The 26,279-nt window shown below is 74.7% G+C and carries 21 protein-coding genes; 7 read left to right on the forward strand and 14 right to left on the reverse strand.

All coding sequences use genetic code 11. The features are described 5' to 3' along the window. Positions 1–145 precede the first annotated feature (145 nt). Positions 146–1,738: an MDR family MFS transporter gene (locus KSE_RS16875; RefSeq protein ID WP_014136532.1), complete on the forward strand. Its 1,593-nt coding sequence runs from the start codon at positions 146–148 to the stop codon at positions 1,736–1,738. A 67-nt stretch (positions 1,739–1,805) separates the two neighbouring features. Here the strand turns inward: KSE_RS16875 and KSE_RS16880 are convergent, their stop codons facing one another. Together KSE_RS16880 and KSE_RS16885 are read right to left on the reverse strand one after the other, a co-directional pair. Further along, a complete protein-coding gene (locus tag KSE_RS16880; RefSeq protein WP_014136533.1) occupies positions 1,806–2,711 on the reverse strand; it encodes an HhH-GPD family protein in 906 nt (301 codons plus the stop codon). A 36-nt stretch (positions 2,712–2,747) separates the two neighbouring features. Beyond that, on the reverse strand, positions 2,748–3,512 hold the full coding sequence (locus KSE_RS16885; protein WP_014136534.1) for a rhomboid family intramembrane serine protease: 765 nt from the start codon (positions 3,510–3,512) through the stop codon (positions 2,748–2,750). Between the two features lie 133 nt (positions 3,513–3,645). On the opposite strand from KSE_RS16885, the gene KSE_RS16890 reads away from it, so the two are divergent. Next, positions 3,646–4,497, forward strand: coding sequence for a hypothetical protein (locus KSE_RS16890; RefSeq protein ID WP_014136535.1), 852 nt, complete (start codon positions 3,646–3,648; stop codon positions 4,495–4,497). 19 nt (positions 4,498–4,516) lie between these two features. Here the strand turns inward: KSE_RS16890 and KSE_RS16895 are convergent, their stop codons facing one another. Then, the gene (locus KSE_RS16895; RefSeq protein WP_033259056.1) at positions 4,517–5,773 is read right to left on the reverse strand and encodes an MFS transporter; all 1,257 of its coding nucleotides are present in this window, start codon (positions 5,771–5,773) and stop codon (positions 4,517–4,519) included. Positions 5,774–5,894: 121 nt separating this feature from the next. Between KSE_RS16895 and KSE_RS16900 the strand changes: the two genes are divergently transcribed. Continuing rightward, the gene (locus KSE_RS16900) at positions 5,895–6,512 is read left to right on the forward strand and encodes a winged helix-turn-helix domain-containing protein (RefSeq protein ID WP_157850069.1); all 618 of its coding nucleotides are present in this window, start codon (positions 5,895–5,897) and stop codon (positions 6,510–6,512) included. On the opposite strand, the gene disA is transcribed toward KSE_RS16900, so the two are convergent. Both disA and radA read right to left on the reverse strand, forming a co-directional pair. Further along, positions 6,509–7,615 carry a DNA integrity scanning diadenylate cyclase DisA gene (gene disA / locus KSE_RS16905; RefSeq protein WP_014136538.1) on the reverse strand — a complete coding sequence of 369 codons (1,107 nt, stop codon included), beginning with the start codon at positions 7,613–7,615 and terminating at the stop codon, positions 6,509–6,511. The two genes, KSE_RS16900 and disA, sit on opposite strands and share 4 nt — an antisense overlap. 124 nt (positions 7,616–7,739) lie before the next feature. Next, entirely contained in the window at positions 7,740–9,272 is a 1,533-nt protein-coding gene (radA, locus tag KSE_RS16910; RefSeq protein ID WP_014136539.1) for a DNA repair protein RadA, read from the reverse strand. Positions 9,273–9,424: 152 nt separating this feature from the next. Here radA and KSE_RS16915 point away from each other — a divergent pair, with 152 nt between their 5' ends. Continuing rightward, positions 9,425–11,200 (forward strand): BACON domain-containing protein, encoded by a 1,776-nt coding sequence (locus KSE_RS16915; RefSeq protein WP_014136540.1) that lies wholly within the window; start codon positions 9,425–9,427, stop codon positions 11,198–11,200. 7 nt (positions 11,201–11,207) lie between these two features. On the opposite strand, the gene KSE_RS16920 is transcribed toward KSE_RS16915, so the two are convergent. The 4 genes from KSE_RS16920 to KSE_RS16935 form a co-directional block, all read right to left on the reverse strand. Beyond that, entirely contained in the window at positions 11,208–12,863 is a 1,656-nt protein-coding gene (locus KSE_RS16920) for a SulP family inorganic anion transporter (protein WP_014136541.1), read from the reverse strand. 83 nt (positions 12,864–12,946) lie between these two features. Next, the gene (locus KSE_RS16925) at positions 12,947–13,615 is read right to left on the reverse strand and encodes a GAP family protein (protein WP_014136542.1); all 669 of its coding nucleotides are present in this window, start codon (positions 13,613–13,615) and stop codon (positions 12,947–12,949) included. 36 nt (positions 13,616–13,651) lie between these two features. Beyond that, entirely contained in the window at positions 13,652–14,980 is a 1,329-nt protein-coding gene (locus KSE_RS16930; RefSeq protein WP_014136543.1) for a DUF1254 domain-containing protein, read from the reverse strand. 27 nt (positions 14,981–15,007) lie between these two features. Further along, positions 15,008–16,303 carry a DUF1254 domain-containing protein gene (locus tag KSE_RS16935; protein ID WP_106437959.1) on the reverse strand — a complete coding sequence of 432 codons (1,296 nt, stop codon included), beginning with the start codon at positions 16,301–16,303 and terminating at the stop codon, positions 15,008–15,010. Positions 16,304–16,547: 244 nt separating this feature from the next. On the opposite strand from KSE_RS16935, the gene KSE_RS16940 reads away from it, so the two are divergent. Then, positions 16,548–17,549, forward strand: coding sequence for an NAD-dependent epimerase/dehydratase family protein (locus KSE_RS16940; RefSeq protein ID WP_014136545.1), 1,002 nt, complete (start codon positions 16,548–16,550; stop codon positions 17,547–17,549). A gap of 71 nt (positions 17,550–17,620) precedes the next feature. Here the strand turns inward: KSE_RS16940 and KSE_RS16945 are convergent, their stop codons facing one another. Together KSE_RS16945 and KSE_RS16950 are read right to left on the reverse strand one after the other, a co-directional pair. Continuing rightward, positions 17,621–18,622 (reverse strand): family 2 encapsulin nanocompartment cargo protein polyprenyl transferase, encoded by a 1,002-nt coding sequence (locus tag KSE_RS16945; protein WP_231873377.1) that lies wholly within the window; start codon positions 18,620–18,622, stop codon positions 17,621–17,623. 481 nt (positions 18,623–19,103) lie between these two features. Beyond that, on the reverse strand, positions 19,104–20,510 hold the full coding sequence (locus KSE_RS16950) for a family 2B encapsulin nanocompartment shell protein (protein WP_014136547.1): 1,407 nt from the start codon (positions 20,508–20,510) through the stop codon (positions 19,104–19,106). Positions 20,511–20,958: 448 nt separating this feature from the next. On the opposite strand from KSE_RS16950, the gene KSE_RS16955 reads away from it, so the two are divergent. Further along, a complete protein-coding gene (locus tag KSE_RS16955; protein ID WP_014136548.1) occupies positions 20,959–22,065 on the forward strand; it encodes an ATP-grasp domain-containing protein in 1,107 nt (368 codons plus the stop codon). A gap of 80 nt (positions 22,066–22,145) precedes the next feature. On the opposite strand, the gene KSE_RS16960 is transcribed toward KSE_RS16955, so the two are convergent. Both KSE_RS16960 and KSE_RS16965 read right to left on the reverse strand, forming a co-directional pair. Then, positions 22,146–22,694: a methylated-DNA--[protein]-cysteine S-methyltransferase gene (locus KSE_RS16960; protein WP_014136549.1), complete on the reverse strand. Its 549-nt coding sequence runs from the start codon at positions 22,692–22,694 to the stop codon at positions 22,146–22,148. A gap of 99 nt (positions 22,695–22,793) precedes the next feature. Continuing rightward, complete coding sequence (locus KSE_RS16965) at positions 22,794–23,018, reverse strand: hypothetical protein (protein ID WP_014136550.1); 225 nt, start codon at positions 23,016–23,018, stop codon at positions 22,794–22,796. Positions 23,019–23,242: 224 nt separating this feature from the next. On the opposite strand from KSE_RS16965, the gene KSE_RS16970 reads away from it, so the two are divergent. Then, on the forward strand, positions 23,243–24,610 hold the full coding sequence (locus tag KSE_RS16970) for a chloride channel protein (protein ID WP_014136551.1): 1,368 nt from the start codon (positions 23,243–23,245) through the stop codon (positions 24,608–24,610). Positions 24,611–24,781: 171 nt separating this feature from the next. Here KSE_RS16970 and KSE_RS42170 read toward each other — a convergent pair whose 3' ends face one another. Continuing rightward, positions 24,782–25,135, reverse strand: a complete 354-nt coding sequence (locus KSE_RS42170; RefSeq protein WP_014136552.1) for a hypothetical protein — start codon at positions 25,133–25,135, stop codon at positions 24,782–24,784. Positions 25,136–26,279 lie beyond the last annotated feature (1,144 nt).

The following is a 26,279-nucleotide window of genomic DNA, read 5'->3' on the forward strand; positions in this document are numbered from 1 at the left end:
TCCCTGCCCAGTGGGACTCCGTCGAAACTGGCTTGACGACCGGCTAGTGAACAACCTACCGTGCCGGACGGCGATTAACTAGCCGGTCGTCAAGTAAGTACCGCCGCGGCACCCCGCGGCACCTGCGCCCCGGGAGAGACGCACCATGACAACCCAGAAGTCAGCGGCGGTTCCGGAGGAACCGGTCGTCGAGCTCGGGAAGCCCGCCGAGTTCGAGCAGCGCCCGCACCGCGAGATCCGCCTGGTGATGGTCGGCCTGGTCATCACCATGCTGCTCGCCATGCTGGACAACCTGATCGTGGGCACCGCGATGCCCACCATCGTCGGCGAGCTGCACGGCGCCGAGCACATGTCCTGGGTGGTGACCTCGTACACCCTGGCCACCGCCGCCTCCACCCCGATCTGGGGCAAGGTCGGCGACCTGTACGGCCGCAAGGGCTCGTTCCTGGTCTCGATCGCGATCTTCCTGCTCGGCTCGGCGCTGTCCGGCCTGTCGCAGAGCATGACCCAGCTGATCGCCTTCCGCGCCGTCCAGGGCCTGGGCGCCGGCGGCCTGATGGTCGGCGTGATGTCGATCATGGGCGCGCTGGTGCTGCCCCGCGACCGCGGCAAGTACCAGGGCATGTTCGCCGCCGTGATGGCGCTGGCCACCGTCGGCGGCCCGCTGATCGGCGGCTTCATCACCGACCACCTGAACTGGCGCTGGACGTTCTACGTCAACCTGCCGCTGGGCGCGATCGCGCTGGCCTTCATCGTCGTCGTGCTGAAGCTGCCGAAGATCCGCTCCAACGCGAAGATCGACTACTTCGGCGCGCTGCTGCTCACCGTCGGCATCGTCTCGGCCGTGCTGGTCACCACCTGGGGCGGCCACGAGTACGCCTGGGGCTCGAAGCAGATCCTCGGCCTGGGCACGCTCGGCCTGGCCTCGCTGATCGGCTTCTGCTACGTCGAGCAGCGGGTCGCCGAGCCGATCATCCCGCTCTCGCTGTTCCGCAACCGGAACTTCACCATGGTCTCGATCATCGGCTTCATCGTCGGCTTCGCGATGTTCGGCGCGGTGACCTTCCTGCCCACCTACCAGCAGATCGTGCAGAACGCCTCGGCGACCAACTCCGGCCTGCTGCTGATGCCGATGATGTTCGGCATGCTGGTGGTCTCGCTGGTGGTCGGCCAGGCCATCACCAAGACCGGCAAGTACCGGATCTTCCCGATCATCGGCACCACCGTGATGGCCGGCGGCTCGCTGCTGCTGTCCACCCTCGCGGTGGACACCAAGACCTTCACCTCCTCCTGTTACATGGTGGTGCTCGGCGCCGGCATGGGCTTCCTGATGCAGGTCACCATGCTGGTCGCGCAGAACAGCGTGGAGATGAAGGACATGGGCGTCGCCTCGTCCTCCGCCACCCTGTTCCGCACCATCGGCGGCTCCTTCGGCGTGGCGCTGTTCGGCACGCTCTACATCAACCGGCTCAACGACACCCTGAAGGACGCCGGGATGCCGGCCGGCGGCGAGTCCACCGGCTCGATGAGCCCGGAGACCCTGAAGCACATGCCGCCCGAGGCGGTCGCGGTGCTCCGGCACGGCATCGCCAACGGCATGCACACCGTCTTCCTGTGGGGCACCGTGGTCAGCGTGGTCGCCATCGCCGCCTCGCTGTTCATCCGCGAGGTCAAGCTCCGCGGGGGCGCGGACGCCGCCGAGGCCAAGGCCGAGGCCGCCCTGGAGGGCGCGGTCTGACGCCGCCCGCCGAGGCGTGGAACGGCCCGCCGCCCCTCCCCGGGGCGGCGGACCGTTCCGCGTTCCGCTACCGCGGCAGCCGGTAGGTGCCCGGGCCGACCGGCTCGACCAGCCCGTCGGCGACCAGCCCGTCCAGCGCCCGGGCCCGCTGCACCGCGTCCGGCCACACCACGTCCAACTGCCCCTGGGCGACCAGCCCGGTGGCCTCCCGCAGCACCGCCAGCAGCTTGCCGCGCACCTGCCGGTCGGTGCCCTCGTACGTCTGGCCGCGGCGCGCCGGGCCCTGGTACGGCGGGCGGCCGGCCCGCTGCCAGGCGCAGTCGGCGAGCAGCGGGCAGCCGCCGCACTCCGGGCCGCGGGCGGTGCAGACCAGGGCGCCCAGCTCCATCACGGCGACCGCCCAGGTGGCCGCCCGCTCGTCGCCGGCCGGCAGCAGCTCCCGCGCGGTGCGGCGCTCGGCGGCCGTGGTGGCGTTCGCCGGGTACTCGACGCCGGTCACCGCCCGGGCGAACACCCGGCGCACGTTGGTGTCCAGCACCGCGTGCCGCTGCCGGAACGCGAACGAGGCGACCGCGGCCGCCGTGTACTCCCCCACCCCCGGCAGCGCCAGCAGCTCCGCGTGGTCGGCCGGCACCTCGCCGCCGTGCCGCTCGGTGATCGCCACGGCCGCCCCGTGCAGCCGCAGCGCGCGGCGCGGGTAGCCGAGCCGGCCCCACATCCGGACCGCCTCGCCCGGCGCGTCGGCGGCCAGCGCGGCGGGCGTGGGCCAGCGCTCCAGCCAGGCCGCGTAGGCGGGCAGCACCCGCTTCACCGGCGTCTGCTGGAGCATGAACTCGCTGACCATCACGGCCCACGGCGAGGCGTCCGGCGCCCGCCAGGGCAGATCGCGGGCGTGGGTCTCGTACCAGCCGATGACGGTCGAGTGCAGCGCCTGGACGGCGCCCGGGGCAAGAGTCGAAGCAGTGGCAACCATGGTTCTCTCGATCCTGCCACGACCCGGCCCGCAGGCTTAAAGCCCCAGGTCGTCGAGCTCCTTGAGGAGGTCCGCGCGCGGGCTGACCGGTCCGGCCGGGGCCGCGGCCGGTCGGCCCGGGGCCGGCAGCGACCGGGCGTCGTCGGCGGAGCCGGACCGGCCGGACCGGAGGGCGAGCCCGGCGGGCCGCCCTGGCCGCCGGTCGCGGAAGATCCAGGCCCCCGCCAGGCCGCCGACCAGCCCGCCGAGGTGGCCCAGCCAGGACACCCCGGGGGTGCCCGGCACGGCGGCGGTCAGCACGTAGGCGAAGGAGGCGCCCATCACCAGGCCGATCAGCGAGTCGATCAGGTTCCGGTCGAACAGGCCGCGCAGCACCCCGTAGCCGAGGTAGCCGTAGACCAGGCCGCTCGCGCCGACGGTCACCGTGTCGCCGTCCTGGAACAGCCAGACCGTCATCCCGCTGGTCACCACCAGCAGCGCCGTCAGCCCGAGGAACTTGCCCACCCCGCGGTAGGCGGCGAGGAAGCCGAACACGAACAGCGGCCCCGAATTGCCTTCCAGGTGCTGCCAGTTGGCGTGCAGGAAGGGCGCGGTCAGCAGGTACCCGAGGGTGTCCGGGTCGTGCGGGACGATGCCGTGCTGCCTCGCCATGTCGCCGCCCAGCAGCCAGTTCACCAGCTGCGCGGCCCAGACCAGGCACATGAAGGAGAACATGACGAAGAACGCGCGCCGCGCCTCGGCGATCAGCTGCGCCGGGTCGAGGCCGCCGCCGGTGGGGGCGTGGTCGTGCGAGGAGGCCATGAGGGCGACTATAGGGCGACACACCGTCGTGTCGAGTCCCTCTTCCGGCCCAAATGGCGGATCATGTGAAAGAAGTGGTCCCGGTGCGGTGTTGATGCGTCAACAGGTGCACAAGGTCTCGTAGAGTTTGCGCGTGCCCTCTCTGCGCCAGCCCGTCGGACCGCTGCCCGCCTCGATCTACTGGCGGCGCCGCGTCGTGGTCCTGTCCGCCCTCGCCGTCGTCCTCCTCGTGGTCGGCTGGCTCGCGTTCGGCCCCGGCGGCGACGGCGACAAGCAGAAGAAGGCCGCCGGCAGCAGCCCGCTGCCCGCGCCCGCGCAGTCCATCACCCCCGGCGCCTCCCCCACCGGCCCCGCGATCACCACCCGGCCCGGCGGCTCCTCCGGCGGCAGCGGCAGCGGCTCGGCGAGCGGCGGCGCGGGCGGCGAGATCAGCGTCACCGGCGGCGGCTCCTCCTCCGGCGGCTCCAGCGGCGGGAGTTCGGCCGCCGGCGGCTCCACCGGCGGGACCGGCAGCGGCTCCCGGACCGGCGGCACCGGGGCCTCGCCGGCCGTCAACACCACCGAGGTGATGACGCTGCCGGTCTGCACCACCTCGCAGCTGACCCTCGAACTCGCCTCCGCGCAGAACTCGTACGCGGCGAAGGACAAGCCGAAGCTGGCGCTGACCATCCGCAACTCCTCCGGGTCGGGCTGCCGGATCAACCTCTCCCACGAGTACTCCTTCCTGACCGTCACCTCCAGCGCCAACGAGCGGGTCTGGTCCTCCGCGGACTGCATCGCCGAGCGGGTCGACGCCTGGGCCCAGATCGCCGGCAACAGCGGCGTCACCGAGACCTTCACCTGGGACCGCGCCCGCTCCAAGCCGCAGTGCGCCACCCCCGACCCGAACCCCGCCCAGCCCGGCAACTACCTCGTCCAGGCCGACCTCACCGGCCCGGCCGGCGGGCCGCTCTCCGCCCGGGCGTCGATCCGCCTGGAGGGCTGAGCGGCACCCCTGCCGGGCGCTACTCGGTCCAGCTGGTACTGCGCAGGGTGCGGCCCAGGGTGAGCGGGAGCAGGGCGGCGGCGAGGGCCGCGGCGAGCAGGGTGAGGACGGCGGGGGCGGAGAGCCGGTCGAGCAGCAGGCCCGCGGCCATCGTGCCGAGCGGGACGCCCGCCATCAGGAGGGTCATCGTCCCGGCCATCGCGCGCCCCCGCATCTCCTCGGGGACCCGCTGGAAGACCAGGACGTCCAGCAGGACCCGCAGGGACGGGACGCCGAGGCAGCCGAAGGCCAGGGCGGCGAAGACCAGGACCGGACCGGAGGCCGCCGCGCAGGCGGCGAAGGCGACCGCGGCGGCCCAACCGACCGCCAGCATCAGCCGGCCGGGGCTGAGCAGCCGGTGCAGGTGCGGGACGAGCAGCGCGCCGAGCAGACCGCCGACGGCCTCGCCGGTGAGGACCAGGCCGGTGCCCGCCTCGGAGGTGCCGTGCTCGCGGAGCAGGACCATCACGGCCAGCAGGATCGCCGAGCCGGTGAGGTTGAGCCCGGCGGCGATCAGCACCGCGCCGCGCATCGTCCGGTGGGCGAGCAGGTAGCGCAGGCCGGCCAGCGCGGCGCCCTTCTCCTTACCCTGCTCCCCCGCCGGGCCGTCCGCCGGCTTGTCCGCCCCGGGGCCGGAGTCGAACCGGACGGCGACGCTCGCGCCGAGCGCCAGACCCGAGGTCAGGACGGTGGCGAGGAACGGGACCGCGCTGCCGAGGCCGAGCAGGAAGCCGGCCAGCGGCGGCCCGGCGAGCGCGGCGCCGTTGACCCGCAGTTCGTCCTGCGAGAGGGCCTGGCGGAGCTGTTCGGGCGGGACGACGGCGCGCAGCGCGAGCATCCGGGAGGGGCCGCCGTAGGCCATGGTGGCGCCGATCACGGCGGCGGCGAACAGCGCGTGCGGGACGGTCAACCAGTCGGCGGCCAGGGCGAGCACGACGCTGAGCGCGGTGAGCAGCCGGACGGTGTCGGCGGCGATCAGGATCCGCCGCCGGTCGTACCGGTCGGCGACGGTGCCGCCGTGCAGGCCGAACAGCACCGACGCGCCGAACTGGACGGCGCCGAACGCCCCGGCCACGGTCGGGGAGCCGGTCATCGCGAGCAGCAGCAGCGGGTACGCGGTGTCGGCGAGGCAGGTGCCGAGCATCGCGGAGGCGGAGCCGGCCCAGAGGGTCTGGAAGCGGCGGTTGCGGCGCAGCGGCACCGGGGTGGCCGCCGGTTCGGTCGTCGTCGTGGTCATCTCTCGTACCCCGTTCATGCTCGCGCCCATGTTCATGCCTCAGCAATCATTCACGATGACGTGAATGATTGCAACAGGGGTAATGATTGCGCGGGCGTTGACGCTATGGCTGAATGTGAACGTGGCTGATCAGATGAAGGAACGCGAGGTCACCGACGTCGCGACGTTGAAGGCGCTGGCCGATCCGCTGCGGCTGGCCGTGCTCGGCGTGCTGATGAAGCGCGACCCGGAGCCGGTGTCGGTGAAGGAGATCGCCGCGGCGCTCGACGAGGCGCCGACCAAGCTCTACCGGCACGTCAAGCAGCTGGAGCAGACCGGGCTGGTGTACGTGGCGGAGACCCGGCTGGTCTCCGGGATCGTGGAGAGCCGCTACCGCTCCGCCCAGCAGTCACTGCGGCTGTCCCCGCAGGTCTACGCGGAGGGCGACGAGCCGCCGGCCGCGCTGGGGGCGATCCTGGCGGCGATGGACCTGGTGCGCGCGGACTTCCGGCGCGACTTCCTGGCGGGCCGGATCGACCTCACCCCGGCGGCGCAGGGCAACCCGCACCCCGGCAAGTTCGCGCACGCCACCTTCCGGCTCAGCCCCGAACGGCTGCGGCGGCTGCGCGCCCGGCTGGACGACGCGCTGGACGAGGTGTTCGCCGAGGGCGACTCCACCGACCCGGACGCCGTCGAGGTGGCGCTGTTCGCGCTGCTGTACGCCGTCCGGCCGCCCGCGGAGGACGGCGGCCAGGGCTAGACGTACCGCTCCAGGATGGAGGACTCGGCGAGCCGGGACAGCCCCTCGCGCACCGAGCGGGCCCGGGTCTCGCCGACGCCCTCCACGGTCTGCAGGTCGTCGATGGAGGCGGCGAGCAGCTTCTGCAGGCCGCCGAAGTGGTCGACCAGCCGCTCGATGACGGTGTTCGGCAGCCGCGGCACCTTGGCGAGCAGCCGGTAGCCGCGCGGCGAGACCGCGGAGTCCAGCGACTCGGGGGTGCCGGTGTAGCCGAGCGCCTTGGCGACGGTCTGCAGGTCGAGCAGCTCGGCGTGGGTCAGCGCCTCCAGGTCGGCGAGCACCTCGGTGACCGTGCGGCCCTTCTTCGCCGCCCGGTCCGGGAAGTAGTCGCGCACGACCAGCTCGCGCTCCGGCTCGACGCCGGCGATCAGCTCGTCCAGCTGCAGCGACAGCAGCCGGCCGTCGGTGCCCAGCTCCAGCACGTACCCGGCGATCTCGCCGGCGATCAGCCGGACCATCTCCAGCCGCTGCACCACCGCCGAGACGTCCCGGACGGTGACCAGGTCCTCGATCTCCAGCGCGGACAGCGTGCCGGCCACCTCGTCGAGCCGGAGCTTGTAGCGCTCCAGGGTGGCCAGCGCCTGGTTGGCCCGGGACAGCACCGTGGTGGAGTCCTCCAGCACCCGGCGGGCGCCGTTGACGTAGATCGCGATCAGCCGCATCGAGTGCGAGACCGCGACCACCGGGAAGCCGGTCTGCCGGTTGACCCGCTCCGCGGTGCGGTGCCGGGTGCCGGTCTCGTCGGTCGGGATGTTCGCGTCCGGCATCAGGTGGACGCCCGCGCGCAGGATCTTGGCGTGGTCCTTGTCCAGGATCACCGCGCCGTCCAGCTTGCACAGCTCGCGCAGCCTGGTCGCGGTGAACTCGACGTCCAGCACGAAGCCGCCGGTGCACAGCGCGTCCACGCTCTTGTCGAAGCCGAGGACGATCAGGCCGCCGGTGTTGGCCCGGAGCACCCGCTCCAGGCCGTCCCGCAGCGCCGTGCCCGGCGCGATCGCACTGAGGGAGGCCCGCAGCAGGGCCTCCTCGCGGGAGGACTTGTCCGCCCGGTCGATGGCTGCCACGTGACTCCTTGGGCCGACCCGAACCGTGTGCCGCGGCGGCCGACGGTCTGTCTCTCGTTGTTCCTGCGCATGATGCCGATGAGCAGCTGAAGTCTAACTGCGTACGGCCGCGACGGGGCGTGGGTCAGGCCAGTTCGTCCGAGTCGACCGGCTCCCAACCCGCCATCAGCTCCTCCGGATAGGCCGGGACCGGGGCCTGGGCGCGGGCCCGGGCGAGCGCCTGGGCGCCCGGGTCGGCGGGCGTGCGGGCGGGCGGCGCGGCGTCCGCCTTCGGCTTCGAGCGGGGGCGGCGGCCCGGGATCGCGCGCAGCGCCTCGCCGATGTCGGAGACCTCCACCACCTTCATGCCGGCCGGGACCTTGCCCGGGTCCGGCGGGACGAGCGCGTGGGTGAAGCCCAGCCGGTGCGCCTCCGCCAGCCGCCGCTGCACGCCGGTCACCCGCCGCACCTCGCCCGCCAGGCCGACCTCGCCGATCGCCACCAGGTTGTTCGGCAGCGGCGTGTCGGTCGAGGACGAGGCCACCGCCAGGGCGATCGCCAGGTCGGCCGACGGCTCGGTGAGCTTCACGCCGCCGACCGTCGCCGTGTAGATGTCCTGCTTGCCGAGCTTCACGCCGCCGTGCCGCTCCACCACCGCCAGGATCATCGCGATCCGCGGCGACTCCAGGCCCGAGGTGGTGCGCCGCGGCGAGGGGATCTGCGAGTCCACCATCAGCGCCTGCACCTCGGCCACCAGCGGGCGCTTGCCCTCCAGCGTGACGGTCAGGCAGGTGCCGGCGACGGCCTTGTCGCGGCGGGTCAGGAACAGGCCGGACGGGTCGGCCAGGCCGACGATGCCCTCGTCGTGCAGCTCGAAGCAGCCGACCTCGTCGGTCGCGCCGTACCGGTTCTTCACGCCGCGGATCAGCCGCAGCCGGGCGTGCCGGTCGCCCTCGAAGGAGAGCACCACGTCCACCAGGTGCTCCAGCAGGCGGGGGCCGGCGATCTGGCCGTCCTTGGTGACGTGGCCGACCAGCAGGGTGGCCATGCCGCGGTCCTTGGAGGCCCGGATCAGCGCGCCCGCCACCTCGCGGACCTGCGCCGGGCCGCCCGGGGCGCCGTCCAGCTCGGCGGACGCGATGGTCTGCACCGAGTCCAGGATCAGCAGCGAGGGGTTGACCGCCTCGATGTGGCCGAGCACCGCGCCCAGGTCCTGCTCGGCGGCCAGGTAGAGGTGGTCGGAGATCGCGTCGATCCGGTCCGCGCGCAGCCGGACCTGGCCGGCCGACTCCTCGCCGGTGACGTACAGCGTGCGGTGCCGGTCGCTGGCGGCCTTGGCCGCGACGTCCAGCAGCAGGGTCGACTTGCCGACGCCGGGCTCGCCCGCCAGCAGCACCACCGCGCCCGGCACCAGGCCGCCGCCGAGCACCCGGTCCAGCTCCGGGACGCCGGTCGAGCGGGCCGTCGCCACCTGCCCGTCGACCTGCCCGATCGGCCGGGCGGGCGCCGAGACCGGCCCCGCCGCCGTCGTCCGGACCGGGACGGCGCCGTGCTCCTCCACCGTGCCCCAGGCGTTGCACTCGGGGCAGCGGCCGACCCACTTCAGCAGTTGGGCGCCGCACTCGGTGCAGCGGTACGAGGGGCGCGGCTTCGCGGTGGTCTTGGTACGGGCAGCCATGCGGGCCACGGTAGCGCCTCGCACCGACAACGCCCGGACCTCACTCGAACGGCGTCAACCAGGCGAACAAGGAATCGGTCCTGTTACCCGAAAGAAGGACAAACGGGGGAAACCTTCCGGGCGGCGGGTTTCGGCTGCCTACCGTCGGTTCCGTGACCACCGGCCAGCCCCACCCCGTCGACCCGACCCCGGCACTCCGGGCGTACGGCGCGCACGTCGACGGGCTGTTCACCTACTGCCTGTCCGTGCTCTGCGAGCACGAAGCCGCCAGCGCGGCCGTCCTGGAAGTCCGCGACCTCGCCCGGCGGCACGGCGACCGGGTCGACGACCCGGCGCTGCTGCGCGCCTGGCTGTACGCGCTGGCCCGGCACCGCTGCCTGGCCCGCCTCGAAGGGGACGCCGCCGACGAGGACGGCGCCCCCGGCGTCCCGGCGCCCGGCGCGCTGCGCGAGCGGCGGCGCGAACTCGCCTCGCTGGCCTGGCCCGAGGCGGCCGGCACCGACCCCGAACAGCGCGAGGCGCTGGAACTCGCGGTCCGCCACCGGCTGGACGGCGCGGAGGTCGCCGCGGTGCTCGGCCTGAGCACCGCGGACGCCGCCGCCCTGCTGGACGCCGCCGGCGCCGAGGTCGGCCGGACCAGGACCGCGCTGCTCGTCCTCGGCGTCGGTTCCTGCCCCGAACTCGCCCAGCTCGGCGGCGTCGGCGCGGAGTCCTGGCGGGGCTGGGTGCTCGGCCCGGCGCTGCGCCGCGAACTCGTCCTGCACCTGGTCGAGTGCCCCACCTGCCGGGGCACCGCCGAACGGGTCGCCGGCCAGCTCGGCCACGGCCTCGCCGGGCTGCCCGGCCTGCCGCTGCTGGCCGCGCCCGGGCCGCTGCGCCCCGGCGTGGCGCCGTCCGGCGGGGCGGCCTTCCTGACCGGCGCGGCCGCGGGCCGGCGGGCCGCGCAGGGCCCCGCCGAACCCCGGTTCGACCAGCGCGGCTTCCCCCGGCACCGGATGCCCTCGGCACCGCGCGGCGCCGCGGTCCGGCAGCGGGTGGTGACCACCGGCGTGCTGGCCGCGGTGCTGGCCGCGCCGGTGGTCGCGCTGTGGAGCGCGCACCGGGGCGGCGGCGAGGAGCACGCCACCGCGGTCTCCTCGGTGCGGGTCGACCCGACGGCGGCGCCCGGGCGGCGGGTGCCGGTGCCCGAGCCGACCGCGGTCGGGGGCGCGGTCGGCGCGCTGCCGCCGGCCGCCCCGGTGCAGGTGCTGGAGCTGGCCGGCGCGGTGGCCGCAGAAACGTCCCTGCCGACCGTTCAGGGCCCGGCGGTGCCGGTGCCCTCGCACGGCGCCACCCCGCTCTCCAGCCCCGCGCTGAGCCCCGAGCCCGCCCCGCCGCCGACCGCCGCCGACCGGGACCGGCTGACCGTGACGGCCGGCGCGTACGGCAGCCGCACCGTGCTGACCCTCACCAACTCCGGTGACGGGCCGCTGGCCTGGCACGCCGTGCTGGACGTCGACTGGCTGCGGCTGAGCCGGGACGGCGGCACCCTGGAGCCCGGCCAGCGGATCACCGTCACCGTCACCGTCGACGAGGCGCGCGCCCCGCAGTCCCGCTGGACCGCGCGCCTGGCGCTGCCGCCGTCCACCGCCGTGGTGACCCTGGAGGGCGGCAGCGACCACCGCGGCGTCCCCACCCCGGACCCGGCGGCGACCGGGAGCCCGGCGCCCACGCCGTCCGCGAGCGACTCCGGACCGGCCGAGCCCTCGCCGTCCGCCTCCGCCTCCGCCTCGGTCTCCGCGTCGCCGCCGTCGTCGCCGCCCTCGTCGGAGCCCCCGCCGTCGTCACCCCCGGCCTCGCCCTCGCCGTCGGCCTCGGGCCCGGGCTCGGCCGGTCCGTCCCCGTCCGTCTCCGCCAGCCCGTCCGGCGCGGCCGCCGGCTCGCCGTGACGGGTGGTCAGTCCGCCGCGGTGCGCTCGCCGGCCAGCCAGCGCTCACCGCGGGCCACCGCCTCCTCCAGCGAGGCGTCCAGGACGGGGTCGGCGGGAACGACTCCGTCCGCGCCGAGCGCGCCGGCCAGCCCGGTGTGCTCGGTGAGCCGGACGAAGGAGGGCTGCGCCCCGGCGACGATCAGCCGTCCGCCGCGGGCGCCCAGCTCCTCGTTCCTCCGGCGCAGCAGCTTGACCATGCTGGACGAGGGCACGTCGGGGACGGCCCGCACCACCAGCACCAGCACCGCCGGGCCGTCCGGCGCCTTCGGCCAGGCCGACTCGATCAGCGGCAGCTCCGCGAACAGGCTGACACCGCTGTAGGCCAGCACGGTGACCTGCCCGGCGGGCAGTTCGGCGGGCACCTCGGCGATCCGCCAGCGGCCGCCGCCGGCCGGGACGAGCGCGGTCAGCCGGGCCTGCCGGGCGGCCTGCACGCAGTAGAGCAGCAGCGAGAGCACCGCGCCGAGGATGATCGCCTGCTGCAGCGGCAGCTGGGTGGTGCCCAGGAAGGTGACCACCATCGCGGCGGCGGACAGCCGCGAGGTCCGCAGCACCAGCCGGACGTCCGGGACCTTGCCGACGATCAGCTCGCCGCCGACCACGATGATCAGCCCGCCGATCACCGGCATCGGGATGTGCTCGGCGAGCGGCGCCAGGACCAGCACGATCAGCGCCAGCCAGACGCCGGAGAACACGCCCGCCCAGCGGGTCCCGGCCCCGGCCGAGACCGCGACGCCGGTGCGCGACAGCGAGCCGCCGACCGGCAGCGACTGGAACAGCGCGCCGGTGGCACTGGCCAGGCCCTGCGCGGTGAAGTCGCCGTTGACGCTGGACTTCGAGCCGTCCGGGTTGGGCACCGACGGGCTGATCCCGGCCGCCTGGGCGAGCGCCACCAGCGCGATCGACAGCGCCCCGCCGAGCAGGTGCCAGGCCGCCGACCAGTCGGGCGCGGTGAAGTGCGGCAGCGCGGCCGGGATGTCGGCGATGCCGCCGACCAGCTCCACGTCCGTGCCGAACACTGCCACGCCCGCGCTGACCAGCACCATCGCCACCAGCAGCGCCACCGTCCGGAGCCGCTTCACCGCGTGCGCCAGCACCCACACCGCGACGGTCGCCACCGCGACCAGCGTCGCCGCGAGCTCCCAGGAACCGGCGTGCACCAGCCAGTCGCCGAGCTGCGCCAGCTTGTTGTGGCCCTGCGGCCGGTACCCGGTGGCGTCCTTGAGCACGCCGACCACGATCTGCAGCGCGATGCCGGTCGAGAAGCCGACCATCACCGCGTTCGACACGAAGCTCAGCACCACCCCGAGCCGCAGCACGCCCATCAGCAGCATCACCACGCCGGACAGCACGCCCAGCATCGCCACGTTCCCGGCGTCGGACGGGTCGAGCCCGGCGTCGCCCAGCACGCTCTGCGAGGTCAGCGCGATGGCGCTGGTCAGCGTGGTGACCATCAGCACGGTACGGGCGGTCAGCGAGCCGACGATCGCCGGGACGACGCCGGAGAACAGGCCCGCGACCGGGTTGAAGCCGGCGATCGACGCGTACGCCATGCCCTCCGGGATCGAGAACAGGCCGGTGACCAGCCCGGAGGTGACGTCGCTCGGCTTCGGGCGGCCCAACGAACGACCCAGCGACCGGCCCAGCGACCGGCCCCGGCCTTGCAACGACGGCCGCCCCCGGCCGGGCGGCGCCGGCCGGCCCATCAGGCCAGCCCCGACACGGCGTCGCCGACGTACTTCACGCCCAGGACCAGCAGCAGCACGATCATGATCGCCGAGTTGTGCGCGGACATCCACGCCTTCCAGCCGCCCAGCACCTCGGTCGCCCGCGCCCCGCCCAGCAGGTAGACGCCCAGCGGCAGCAGCGTGCACAGCGAGCCGATCAGCACCAGCAGCGCCCCGGCGACCGCCTTGCCGCCGCCGCTCGCGCCGCTGGTGGCGATCGAGACCGCGCCGCCGACCGCCAGCACCAGGTTCTTCGGGTTGGCGGCGACCAGCACCGCCGCCAACCCCGCCGACTTCGGCGGGCCGAACCGGTCGATCGCCCGCATCCAGCCGGGCTGCTCAGCGGTCTGCCCCGCGCGCGGCCGCCCCCGCCACTGCCGAGCCGCCAGCAGCAGGAACAGCACGCCCAGCCCGAGCTTCACCCAGTACGACCAGTCCGGCGTCCCCGCGCTGCTGTCGATGCCCGAACCGGCCAGCACCACCGCGGTGGTGACCGCGCCCAGCGCCACCACCCAGCCCGCCGTGAACGCGATGCCGTTGGACCGCCCGCGCGGGGTGGCCAGCATCAGGATCACCGCGATCAGCGGCAGCGGACTGATCGCGATGCCGACCGCCGAGGCCAGCATCTGCCCGATCGCGTCACCCATCCCCGTTCCCGCCTCTCCTCGGGTTCGCCCTTCCGGTCAGCGCAGCCGGATCGGGGGCAGCCGGTAACTCCCGTCCAGCACCTCGTCCTTCGGCTGGTACATCCGCACCATCGGCCGGAAGCCGCCCTCCGGCGCGGGCAGCCAGTTCGCGAACTCGGCGGCGTCGGTGGGCCGTTCGCGCTGGAGGTAGAGCGTCAGCGAGCCGTCCTCGCCGTACACCAGGCCGGGCGTGCGGTCGCCGATCGAGTACCGGTCGATCTCGTTGGCGACCAGCAGGTACTCCGGGGTGCCGTACATCGTCACCGACCAGAACGCGCCCACCGGCGGGGTCCGCTCGAACCGCAGGGTGTACGCGTGCGCGCCGGTCAGCTCGACGCCGTCCGCGTCGTGGTAGGTGGTGGCGTACGCGGCCTCGTAGGCGTGGTTGCCCCACAGGCCGGCCCGGGCGGCCACCGCGCGGGACAGGTAGGCGGAGCGGCGGTCGGCGATCTTCCACTGCGGCTCGTCGCGGGTGCCGGGGCCGAGGTGGTCCAGGTTGTAGTCGAACAGGTGCAGGTTCGCGGCCCACTCGCCGGTGGCGTCGTCGGCGCCGGCGGTCGCCGCCTCCACCCGCTCCCGGCCCGCCGCCAGACCCTTGGCCAGCGCCGCCGCCCACTCCGGCGGGCCGTCCAGGTACGGCGAGCGGCCCTGGTCGTGCAGGCCGATCGGGGCGAAGCGGCGCTGGAACTCCACGTCGGCGGCGGCGGGCGGGAACGCGGCCGCCCAGAGCCGCAGCCGCTCCAGGAACAGCAGGTCCCCGGGGACGCCCGGGTCGGGCTCCGGGAGGCCCGTCGCGGCGCCCCCGTCCACCGGGGTGAGCGTCAACTGCCCCTGGAGTTCGCGCACTCGGGGAATGTCGTCCGGCCCGGCGCAGTAGTTGCGCCCGAGGATCACGGCGACCGCCGTCGGCGAGCTGATCACCGGCACGCCCTCCGGCGCCGTCCCGCGCCAACCGGGCGGGGCCACCAGCCAGGACTGCTCGGCGGTACCGGACGAACGACGGCCCACGTAGGCGAAGTTGTTCGTCCAGGCGTCGACGAACTGCAGCACGTCGTACGCGCCGCCGGTGTCCGGGACGTGCAGCAGCAGCGGGCCGGCCGACAGGTCCAGCGGGGCGACCGAGTACAGCGTGTCGTTGTTCACCGACACGAAGTGCGAGGAGGCGTCGCCGAGTTCGGCGGCATGGCCGAAGGTGTTCCACGGCGTCGGACCGATCGAGCCCAGCCCGTGGCGGACGATGCCGTCCACCGCGACCAAGCCCGCCACCAGCGGGGAGCCGTACACGTGGGCCTCGGCGGCCAGCATTTCGGGTGTGGCGTCAGCCATCCGAACGTCCTTGTCTGATCGGGTACTTCAGCGGGCGGTGAGGGTGGGGAGCTGCCAACTTCCGTCCAGCAGCTCGGGCTTCGGACCGTAGGCGCGCACCGCGACGAAGTACGGGCCCTCGGGAGCGGGCAGCCAGTTCGCGAACTCGGCGGCGTCGGTGGGCCGTTCGTGCTGGAGGTAGAGCGTCAGCGAGCCGTCCTCGCCGTACACCAGGCCGGGCGTGCGGTCGCCGACCGAGTACCGGTCGATCTCGTTGGCGACCAGCAGCCGCTCCGGCAGGCGGTACATCGACACCGACCAGAAGAACCGGGCCGGCGGGAGGCCGCCGGCCGGGAAGCGCAGCACGGACCGCTCCCGGCCGCCCGCCGTCGACTCCCAACCGCCGTACCAGGCCTCCTCGACCGGCAGCCCGTACAGGCCCTTGAGGGCGCCGCAGGCCCGGTCCAGGTAGCGGGTGCCCAGCTGCTCCCGGGTGCCGAAGAGGGTGGTGCCGGTGGCCGCGCCGTCCGTCGCCGCGACCAGCTCCGCCCGGCCGTCCGCGATGCCCGCGAGCAGCGCCGCACGCACCTCGGCGGGCAGCGCCGCCGGCTCGAAGTCACCGCTGCCGATGCCCAGTTCGGTCAGTCGGCCGCGCAGCTCGGCATCCGCGGGCAGGGTCGGGAAGAAGCCCAGCAGGAAGTCCAGCAGGGAGAAGAACTCCAGCGTGCCGAGCACCTCCTCGCCCCGCCAGACCGGCCAGAGCGGCTCGGCGGCGACCGGGCGCGGCGTGCCCAGGTGCTCGCTCAGCGGCTTCAGCACGTACCCGGCCTGGATCCGCTCGACCTCCGGCACGTCGGCGGGCCCCGCCGAGGACGTCCGTCCGACGATCCCGACCAGGTTGGTGTCGGCCCGCAGCACCCCGTCGAAGCCCTCCGGCGGGTTCGCCCGGTGCCCCGGGCCCGCGACCAGGTAGCGGCCCGCGCCGGGCCCGGTGGCGCGTGAGCCGACGAAGCCGACGTACGCGGTGTCCAGGTCGTGCACCGGCAGCACGTGGTAGCGGTCGGCGGCGGGCTTCTCCAGCACCCACGGCTCGGCCCGCAGGTCCAGCCACGCCCACGAGTACGGGGTGTCGTTGTTGGGCGTCACCACGTCCGTGTTCTCCGGGGTGAACGGCCGCGGGTAGTGCCGGAACACGCCGAACCCCCCGACGTACCGGGGGTCCGCGTCGTCGATCGCCTGCGGGTAGATCGTCCGGTAGTTCTCCACCAGCGGGTACCCCCAGACCCACGCCCGCGCCGCCGTCCGCCGCACCGCCGCCGGATCCGCGCCGACCGGGTTGCCCATCTCGCCCACCCTTCTCCCCCACAAAAGGGAATATCCAGACATAGCGGTACACCCGGATGCTATGTGCTCCCTTTTCGATCGGCACTCCGGCGGCATCGGCACTCCGGCGGCGAGGACGGACGGGGACCGGGCGCGCGGCCGGCGGTCTGCCGGTGGTCTGCCGGTGGTCTGCCGGCGGCAGAACCGCTCCGCCGCCGGTGAACACGGCGCATGGACGGCCCCGGCGGCGGAGACCCTCGAAGGCATGGACATCCTTCTGCTCGGCGGATCCAAGTTCCTCGGCCGCGCCTACGCCACCGAGGCCCTCGCCCGCGGCCACCGCGTCACCACCTTCAACCGCGGCGTCAGCCGCACCGACCCGCCCGGCGTCGAGGCCGTCCACGGCGACCGCGGCAACCCCGCCGACCTGGAGCGCCTCGTCGACGGCCGGACCTGGGACGCCGTCGTCGACACCTCGGGGCAGCAGCCCCACGACGTCGCCACCACCGCCCGGCTGCTCGACGGCCGCGCCGGGCACTACGGCTTCGTCTCCTCGATCCACGCCTTCGCCGACTGGCCCGCCCACCCCGTCGACGCCGACTCCGCCACCCTCGACTGCCCCGGCGACCTCCCGCCCGACCAGCCCTTCGCCAATGCGCTCAAGGCCGGCTGCGAACGCGCCCTGACCGCGCACTTCACCGGACCCGCCGCGATCCTCAACTGCGGCCTGCTGATCGGCCCGCACGAACCCATCGGCCGCCTCCCCTGGTGGCTCGACCGGATCGCCCGCGGCGGCCGCGTCCTCGCCCCCGGCCACCCCGACCGCCCGCTCAGCCTCATCGACGCCCGCGACTTCGCCGCGTTCGGCCTCGACCTCGCCGAACGGCGGGCCGCCGGACGCTACGTCACCACCGCGCCGATCCGCTCCACCACCACCGGCGAGTTCCTCGACGCCTGCCGCACCGCGACCGGCTCCGACGCCGAACTCGTCTGGACCCCGGACGCCGACCTGCTCGCCGCCGACGTCTCCCCCTGGGTCGAACTCCCGCTCTGGGCCCCCGCCACCGACGGCTGGCACGGCACCTGGCAGGCCGACCCCGCCACCGCCCTCGCCGCCGGCCTCCGGACCCGCCCGGTCCTCGACACCGTCACCGACACCTGGGCCTGGCTCGAATCCGGCGGCCGCGCCGAGGTCAGCTACCGGCAGCTCGACACACCGCTCGGCATCGACCCGGCGAAGGAACGGCGGATCCTCGACGGGCGGTAGGCGGGCCGGGCGTCCCGGCCGGTACGTCCGGCTGGTGCGTCCGGCTGGTGCGTCCGGCCGGTGGCGTCCGGTTAGTACGTCCGGCGGGTGACGAGTTCGGCGAGGGCCAGCAGGTCGTCGGCGCCGGACGGGTCCGGGACGGCCGCGGCGAGGTGGGCGATGGCGGCGGCCATCCGGTCGCAGCTCTCGGTCTGGGCCCAGCCGCGGCCGCCCGCGCGGTCGACCGCGTCGGCGGCGGCGGCGAGTTCGGTGGGGCTGAGCGGGCGGCCGGTGGCGTACAGCGCGGCGAGCTCCGCGCCGGCCGGGGTGCCGGAGGAGAGGGCGTGGACGACCGGGAGGGACTTCTTGCGGGCGGCCAGGTCGGCGCCGACCGGCTTGCCGGTGACCGCGGGATCGCCCCAGATGCCGATCAGGTCGTCGATCAGCTGGAAGGCCAGTCCGATCTCGCGGCCGAAGGCGTCCATCGCGTCGGCGGTCTCCGCGTCCGCCCCCGCGTACAGCGCGCCGAGCGCGCACGCGCAGCCGAGCAGGGCGCCGGTCTTGCCCTCGGCCATGGTCAGGCACTCGGCGAGGGTGACGTCGGTGCGCTGCTCGAAGGAGCAGTCGGCCTGCTGGCCCGCGCACAGCTCGACCACGCAGTCGGCGAGGCGGCGGACGGCCGCGGCGGCCGCCGGGTGCGGGTCCTCGGCGAGCACCCGCAGGGCCAGCGAGTGCATGGCGTCGCCGGCCAGGATCGCGCCCGTGGTGCCGAACACCCGCCAGGCGGTGGGCCGGTGGCGGCGGGTGTGGTCGCGGTCGATGACGTCGTCGTGCAGCAGCGTGAAGTTGTGCACCAGCTCGACGGCGGCCGCGGCCCGGACCGCGTCCTGCGGACGGCCGCCGACCGCGGTGGTCGCGGCCAGCACCATCGCCGGGCGGATCGACTTGCCCGCGCCGACCGCGCTCGGGGCGCCGTCCGCCTCCAGCCAGCCCAGGTGGTAGCCGGAGATCAGCCGCATCGAGTCCGGGAGGGTGTCGACCGCCGCCCGCAGCGCCGGGTCGACGACGGTACGGGCCCGGCCGAGCAGGGCCATCGCCTCGGCGGTGTCGCGCCCGCCGTCGACGGCCGCGACCGTCGCGTTCTCGCCGTGCTGCCCGCGTTCGGGCACGGTGATGGCCATGGTGGATCCTCCCCCTCGACGGCCCCGGCTGCGGGGCGGCGTGAATGTGCGCTGACGGTCCGCCAGGCGGTGCAGCGGTGAAGCGGACGGGCCGTCGGGCGCGGTGCGCGGGCTGACGGGCGCGGTGCGCGGGCTGACAGGCGCGGCGCGCGGGCTGACAGGCGCGGCGCGCGGGCTGACAGGCGCGGCGCGCGGGCTGACAGGCGCGGCGCGCGGGCTGACGGGCGCGGCCCGGGCGGGCCGGCGGATGACTCCCCTACGGCCGGCCGACCCGCCCGGGCGGCGGGACGTGCGGTGGAACGTGCGGTGGAACGGCGACACCGGCCGGTACCGGAACGGACGAGCACCGGAACGGACGGACGGGCGGGCCCAGGACGGTGGGCCCGCCCGGTGGTCAGTGCTGCCAGTGGGCGACGTCCACGTTCTCCAGGACGCCGATCGCGTCGGGAACGAGGACCGCCGCCGAGTAGTAGGCGCTGACCAGGTACTTGACCACGGCCTTCTCGTCGATGCCCATGAAGCGGACGTTCAGGCCGGGCTCGACCTGGTCCGGGAGCGCGCCGGGGCGCAGGCCGATCACGCCCTGGTTGTCCTCGCCGACGCGCATCGCCAGGATCGAGGTGGTGCCGTTGACCACCGGGATCTTGTTGCAGGTCAGGATCGGGACGCCGCGCCAGCTCGGCACCGTCTTGCCCTCGAACTGGATCGCCTCCGGGTACAGCCCGCGGCTGTTGCACTCCCGGCCGAAGGCGGCGATCGCCTTCGGGTGGGCCAGGTAGAACTTGGTGCTGCGGCGGCGGCAGAGCAGCTCGTCCAGGTCGTCCGGGGTGGGCGGGCCGGAGTGGGTCTGGATCCGCTGCCCGTACTCGGCGTTGCTGAGCAGGCCGAACTCCGGGTTGTTGACCAGCTCGTGCTCCTGCCGCTCGCGCAGCGCCTCGACGGTCAGCCGGAGCTGGTGCTCGGTCTGGTCCATCGGCTGGTTGTAGAGGTCGGCGACCCGGCTGTGCACCCGCAGCACCGTCTGCGCGACGCTCAACTCGTACTCGCGCGGCGAGAGTTCGTAGTCGACGAAGGCCGTCGGCAGGTCGAACTCGCCCTCGTGGCCGGCCGACATCCCGATCGCCGCCTCGCCCTTGTGGGTCTGCGGGAGCTGCGAGTCGGCGATGAAGGCGAGGATCTGGTCGCGCAGCGCCTCGGAGCGGTCGACCAGCTCCTGGAAGGCCGGCCAGGCCAGCACCAGCACGGTGCCCGAGGTGGTCGCCTTCACGCTGTAGGGCCAGCGGCGGTCGGCGACGGTGAGCGCCTCGTCGCCGATGTGGTCGCCGTCCGCGAAGGTGCCGAGCACGGTCGGGTCGCCGTACTTGCCGGTGCCGATCTTGTCGACCTTGCCGTGCGCGACCAGGAACACCTCGTCGATCTCGGCGCCCTGCTCGATCAGCACGTCGCCGACGGCGAAGTCGCGCTGGACGAAGCGGCCGGCCAGCTCGGCCAGCAGCGCGTCGTCCTCGAACCCGCGCAGCACCGGGACCTCGCGCAGCGTCGGCGGGACGACGCTGACCTGGCGACCGGTCTGCGCGAAGCTCACCCGGCCCCGGCCGACCGCGTACGAGAGGCGCCGGTTGACCCGGTAGGTGCCGCCCGAGACCTCGACCCAGGGCAGCGCGCGGAGCAGCCAGCGATTGCTGATCTCCTGCATCTGCGGGGCCGACTTGGTGGTCGACGCGAGGTTCTTGGCGGCCGCCACCGAGAGGCTGCTCTGCTGCCTCGCTTGGGGGATTCCGGCGGTCGTTTCGGTCGTCATTTCGGCGGGGCCCCTGATCGTGTCGACGGCACGTTGCGGCAACCATGCTGACGGCCGTTCAGGTGAGGCGGCAATCACTCGTGGGGGTGATTCAGGTGCGTGCGCGCAATAGTGCGACCAGCGGACTGGAGCGATCATCGTCCGATTCACGCCCCCTCCCGGCGGGCCGCCGGACGTCTCCGGACACCTCCGGACGCCTCCGCGCGGTGCCCCGCGAAGGGCCTCGCGAGGGGCCCGTCGGGGCCGCTCCGAAGGGTCGCCGAGAGGCTTGTCGGGACCCCTTCAGGACCCCCTCGTTTCGGACGTCCGCGCAGCTCACCCACCCCCTGTTCGAATCCCTGCGGAACAGCGCTATGGTGGCCCCCTCACCGCGTGGTGACCGCCGCCGCAGCGCAGGCGAACCGGTCGGTGACCTCCCATCGGCACGCCCTTCTCCAGGGAGACCCTCGTGACCGCGCCCGTCCGCGTCTGGCTGAACCGCACCTACGCCGAGAACGTCTTCTTCATCGATCTGCTGCGCTCCGCGCCGCGCCCCGTTCACATCCTGGCCACCCACGTCGACCCCGACTCCCCCGTGCTCGCCGCCGCCGACCTGGGTGCCCTGGAACCCGACGGCCTCTCGGCCGAGGCGTACGTCGAATTCGCGCTCGCCTTCTGCGCCCGCCACGACGTGGACGTCTTCCTGCCCCGCCTGCACCAACTCGCGATCTCGCTGCGCCACCGCGACTTCGAGGCGCTCGGCACCGCCCTGGTCTGCCCGCCCGCCTCGGCGATCTCGCTGTTCGCCAGCAAGAGCGACGGCTACCGGGCGCTGGACGCCGCCGGACTGCCCACCCCGCTGTGGCGGCACGCCGACACCGCGGCCGAACTGCTCGCCGCCGTCGAGGAGATCGAGGCGACCGGCGTCCCGGCCTGCCTCAAGCCGGCCTCCGGCGCGGGCGGCGAGGGATTCCGCGTCCTGACCCGCGAGCCGTTCAGCCTCCGCCGGCTCGCCGGGTACGTCGACTCCCGGGTCCAACTCGACCAGGTGCTGGCCGCGTTGGAGGCATCGCCGACCCCCGCCGAACTGCTGGTGATGCCCTACCTGGACGGCCCCGAGGTCTCGGTCGACTGCCTCGCCGAACGCGACGGACGGGTACTGGCCGCGGTCGGCCGCACCAAGCAGGGCCGCCGCCGCGGCTTCACCGTCGACCCCGCCTACCTGGAGCCGGCCCGCCGCCTGGTCGAGGAGTTCGGCGTCGGCCACCTGTCCAACGTCCAGTTCCGGCACGAGCGGCACACCGGCCGCCCGGTCGTCCTCGACATCAACACCCGCCCGTCCGGCGGCCTGCACCAGCTCCGGGTGTGCGGACTCAACCTGCCCGCCGCCGCGCTCGAACTCGCCCTCGGCGGACGGCCCGTGCTCCCCGCGACGGACGAACTCACGCTCGGCGAGTACACCTTGGTCTCCACCATCCAGGCGCTACTGCCCCGGCAGTCCGCGGCGCCCGCGCTGGAGCGGATCGAGAGCGTCGCCGTCGGCACCGGCGCGGAACTCCTCTCCACCGCAGGCTAGTTGCGATTGCTGCCGTCGGCCCTGGACTGGCCGTCCCTCGCCCTGGCGAGCCGGCCGTTTCCGGTCGGCCCTCGCCCTGGCTAGCCGGCCTCCGTCGGACCCGACCAGTCGAGGGTCGGCGGCAGTACGCCCTCCAGCGTGAGCAGCCAGCGCTTCGTCTCCACCCCGTGCCACGCCCCGCCGAAACCGCCCAACCCGTCCGCCGCCACCACCCGGTGGCACGGCACCAGCAGCGGCAGCGGGTTCGCGCCCATCATCTGCCCCACCGTCCGGGCCGGTACCCCCGGCTCGGACGGGTCGGTGAACACCCCGCTGCGGGCGGCGAGTTCACCGTAGGTGACGGTCCGGCCCCAGCCGACCGTCGCCAACAGGCAGCGCAGCACCACCAGGTGCGGACCACCGGCCAGCGACCAGTCGATCGGCAGCTCCAACTCCCGCCGCACGCCCGCGAAGTACTCACCCACCCGGGCCCGCACCAGCTCCACCCGCCGCGGATCCGTGCACTCGGGCCCGGCCGCCCCCGGGTAGCTGCCCGTGTAGCTGGCGGACGCCACGCCCCGGGCGGTCACCCCGAACCGCATCGGCCCGCTCGGCAAGGGGGTCGGGACGGTCACCCAGGAGAGGTCCATCCCTCCACTCTAAGGACTCCGCCGCAGGGACCCCGGGGGTTCGGCGAGAACGGCGGAGAACCCCCGGGGCACACCGCCCGGGGCTCCGGACGCCGGGCCCTACAGGTGGTCGCGGAGGTAGCCGGCCAGGGTGCGGGACCAGGTGGCCAGGGCGGCGCGGTCCGGGGCCTCGCCCGCACCGAGCGCGGCGAGCTGCTCGGTGGAGAGGCGGCCGCTCGCGGCCAGCGCGGAGAGGCCCGCGAGGACGGCCGAGAGGTGTTCGGCGTCGTCGTGGCTGAGCATCACGAGGGTGTCGGTGTGGCCGATGGTCATGGAGCCGGGCATCTCGTCCTCCTCGGTCGGTCCTCGATCGGTCCTCCGTCCACCGTACGACCGCCGGAGCCGGGTCGCGCGGGGTCGCGTGGGGTCGTGTGTGGTGGGAGTGGAGGGAGGGGGCGGGTCTGCGAGGGGCGGGGGCGGCTCGCCCGTTCGGACCACCCGGATGGCCGGGGGCGGGGCGCCCGGCGGACGGTCAGGGGACGGTGTCCGACGGGTGACAGGGAGCGCAGATGCCAGCAGAGGCCGCCGGTCCGTCCCAACCGCCCGGTCTGCGGGAGCTGCTGCGCAGCCCCGGCTACGGGCGGTTGCTGCTGGTGTCGGCGCTGGTCGGGGTGCCGGTCTCGCTGGCGGCGTTCGGCTTCGTGAGCCTGGAGCACGAGCTGCAGCACTGGGTGTGGGAGTCGCTGCCGGACCAGCTCGGCTACGACCGGGCACCCTGGTGGTGGCCGCTGCCCGCGCTGGCCTTGGCCGGTCTGCTGCTGGCCCCGATCGTGACCCGGATGCCCGGCCGGGGCGGACACACCCCCGTCCTCGGGCTGGGCGGCCCGCCGACCCTGCCGGTGGAGGTGCCGTCGGTCGTCCTGGCCGCGCTGGCCTCCCTCCCGCTGGGCGCGGTACTCGGCCCGGAGGCACCGCTGATGGCACTGGGCAGCGGGCTGGCGCTGCTGACGGTGAGCGCGGCGAAACGGGCGAACAGCCCGATGGTCGGACCGATGCTGGGCGCGGCCGGATCGACGGCGGCGATCGCCACGATCTTCGGCAGCCCGCTGGTCGCGGCCGTGATGATGATCGAGGCAGCGGGCCTGGGCGGGGCGCAGCTGACCCTGCTGCTGCTGCCGTGCCTGCTCTCCTCCGGCGTGGGCGCGCTGGTGTTCACCGGGTTCGGACACTGGACCGGCCTGTCGATCGGCTCGCTGAACCTGCCGTCCGTCCCGAAGGCGCAACTGCCGGACGCCGGGGACTTCCTGTGGGGCGTGCCGCTGGCGATGGCGATCGCGGTGATCCTGGTCGCGGGGCAGACCCTGGGCCACCGCTTCGCCGCGTTCACGGCCCACCGGACGGCGGTGCGGACGGTGCTGTCCGCGGTGCTGGTGGGTGCCTGCATCGCCGGGTACGCGCTGGTGACCGGACGCTCCCCCGAGGAGGCGGCACTGTCCGGCCAGGCCGCGCTGGGACAGCTCGCGGCGGACCCGCGGAGCTGGTCGGTGGGCGCGCTGCTGGCCCTCGTCCTGTTCAAGGGCCTGGGCTGGGGTGTGGCCCTGGGATCGCTCCGCGGCGGCCCGATCTTCCCGGCGGTCCTGCTGGGCGCCGCCCTCGGCGTGGCGGCCGGCGGCCTGCCCGGCCTGGGCGTCGAGGCGGGCCTGGCCGCCGGCCTGGCCGCGAGCGGCGCGGCGGTCATGCGGCTGCCGGTGACCAGCACGGTGCTGGCGGCAGCGCTGCTGGGCGACCAGTCGGCGGATTCGATGCCGCTGCTGATCGTCTCGGCGGTGGTGTCGTTCCTGACCGCGACGTTCGTGCACCGGGTGGCCGCGCCTCGGCCGACGGCGGAGGGGGACGGGGGAGGGGAAGGGCGGGGCCGGGGTCGGGTGGCGGCTTGAGATCGGTGTCGTGACACCGGTGCGCTGGCATCGGTGTCACGACACCGATGCCGGGACATTCATGCTGCGGCATCGATGTCACGACACTGGTGTCGCGACATCGGTGTCACGACATCGACGCGCCATCACCCTCGCGCCCCGCCCACCCACTCCGCCACCCCCACCCCCCGCTCACCGGCCGCAGGCGCGGCACGGCGGCCGGGTGGCGCGGGCGTAGCCGAGGGCGGCGGCGCCCAGGCCGAGGCCCCACAGCCAGTAGGCGGGCATCGCGATCCACAGGAAGGGCAGCGGCAGCGTGTCGTCGCGGGACGCCGGGTGGAGCGTCTCGCCGAGCAGTTGGGCGATGCCGACGCCGAAGTACACCAGCAGTCCGACCGAGAGCGCGGCGGCCGGGCCGAGCGGCAGCCAGCGGGGCACCGGGCGGCCGCCGAGCAGCGGGACGGGGTGCGGGACGTTCCGGCCCCAGCGGTGGACGAGGGAGAGCGGCAGGACGGTGCCGGCCAGGACGAAGCCGGCCTCGAACACGGCGAGGGAGAGTCGCTCGGCCGTCCCGAGCGGTCCCGGGCTACCGAAGCCCAGTCCGTACTGGGCGAGGATCCGCAGCCAGCAGGAGGCGACCGCCCCGTAGCCGGCCAGGCGGGCCCAGCGCGGGGTGCGGGTGCGGGCGGCGGGGTCGTGCGGGTCGCCGGTGCGGCCGCAGCGGGGCAGTCGCCGCGCAGGCGGCGGTGGGCGCGGGCAGCGGCGGCCAGCAGGACGGCGGTCGCGGCGCAGCCGGTCCGGCTGAGGAAACCCGCCGCCGAGCCGGGGAGGCCCAGCCCGGGCAGCAGGCCGCCGACCACGTCCAGCAGCAGGAACGGGCAGCTCAGCAGCAGGACGGCGGCCACCGCAGCGGCCCCGGCGAGCAGTCCGGGGCGGTAGCGGCGGGCCCGGTGCAGGCCGTATCCGAGCGCCGCGGCGGCGGCGGACAGGCCGACCGTCCCCCAGCGGGGAACGACCAGCAGGTCGGTGCCGAGCCGACCGAAGGACGGGGCGTGGCCGAGTGCCCACCAGGTCTGCGTCAGCCCGTACGCGAGGGCGGCGGCGAGCGCGGCGGCCGCCGTCCGGGGCGGGTGGTGGGTGCGGTCTGCCATGGCGTCCACGCTAGGCAGCGGCGGGTGGGCCGGGCATCGGCCGCGGGGAGGGCCGCGCGGGGGCGGGGCAGGTCGCGGGAAGGACGGGGCGCCTACCCGGCGAGGAGATTGACGTCCTGTCGGATCGTCCGCCAGGAGGAGGCGGTGGCGGGGCAACGCCCCCGCATGGCAAGGCTGTTGGCGCGGCGCCGACCTGTCCGCCGGCAACAGCGGCGGCAGCAGCAGCGACAGCGAGAGCGACAGCGACGGTGGTGGCCGGGGGCGCGCGGTCTCCCGTTGCCGGCGGCGTTCTCGCGGGCCGACCTCGCGCGCCCCCGGCACTCTCCGTTCAGGACGGTGGCTCCCCCTCGGGCCGCCGTCCTGCGGATCCGCCGTCCGCGCGGCTCCGGCGAGCGGCGGCCGGGAGCGCGGGGCGGCGGGGCGCGGCCGGTGCCGGGGTTCGGGCGGGCCGCGGGTCGATGGGGCCAGGCCGGTGGCGGCGGGGCCCGGGGCGGGGTCAGGACCAGGCGATATCCCGTCGACCGGAACGGGCCGGGGCG

The sequence above is a fragment of the Kitasatospora setae KM-6054 genome (assembly GCF_000269985.1).
GTDB classification, from domain to species: domain Bacteria; phylum Actinomycetota; class Actinomycetes; order Streptomycetales; family Streptomycetaceae; genus Kitasatospora; species Kitasatospora setae.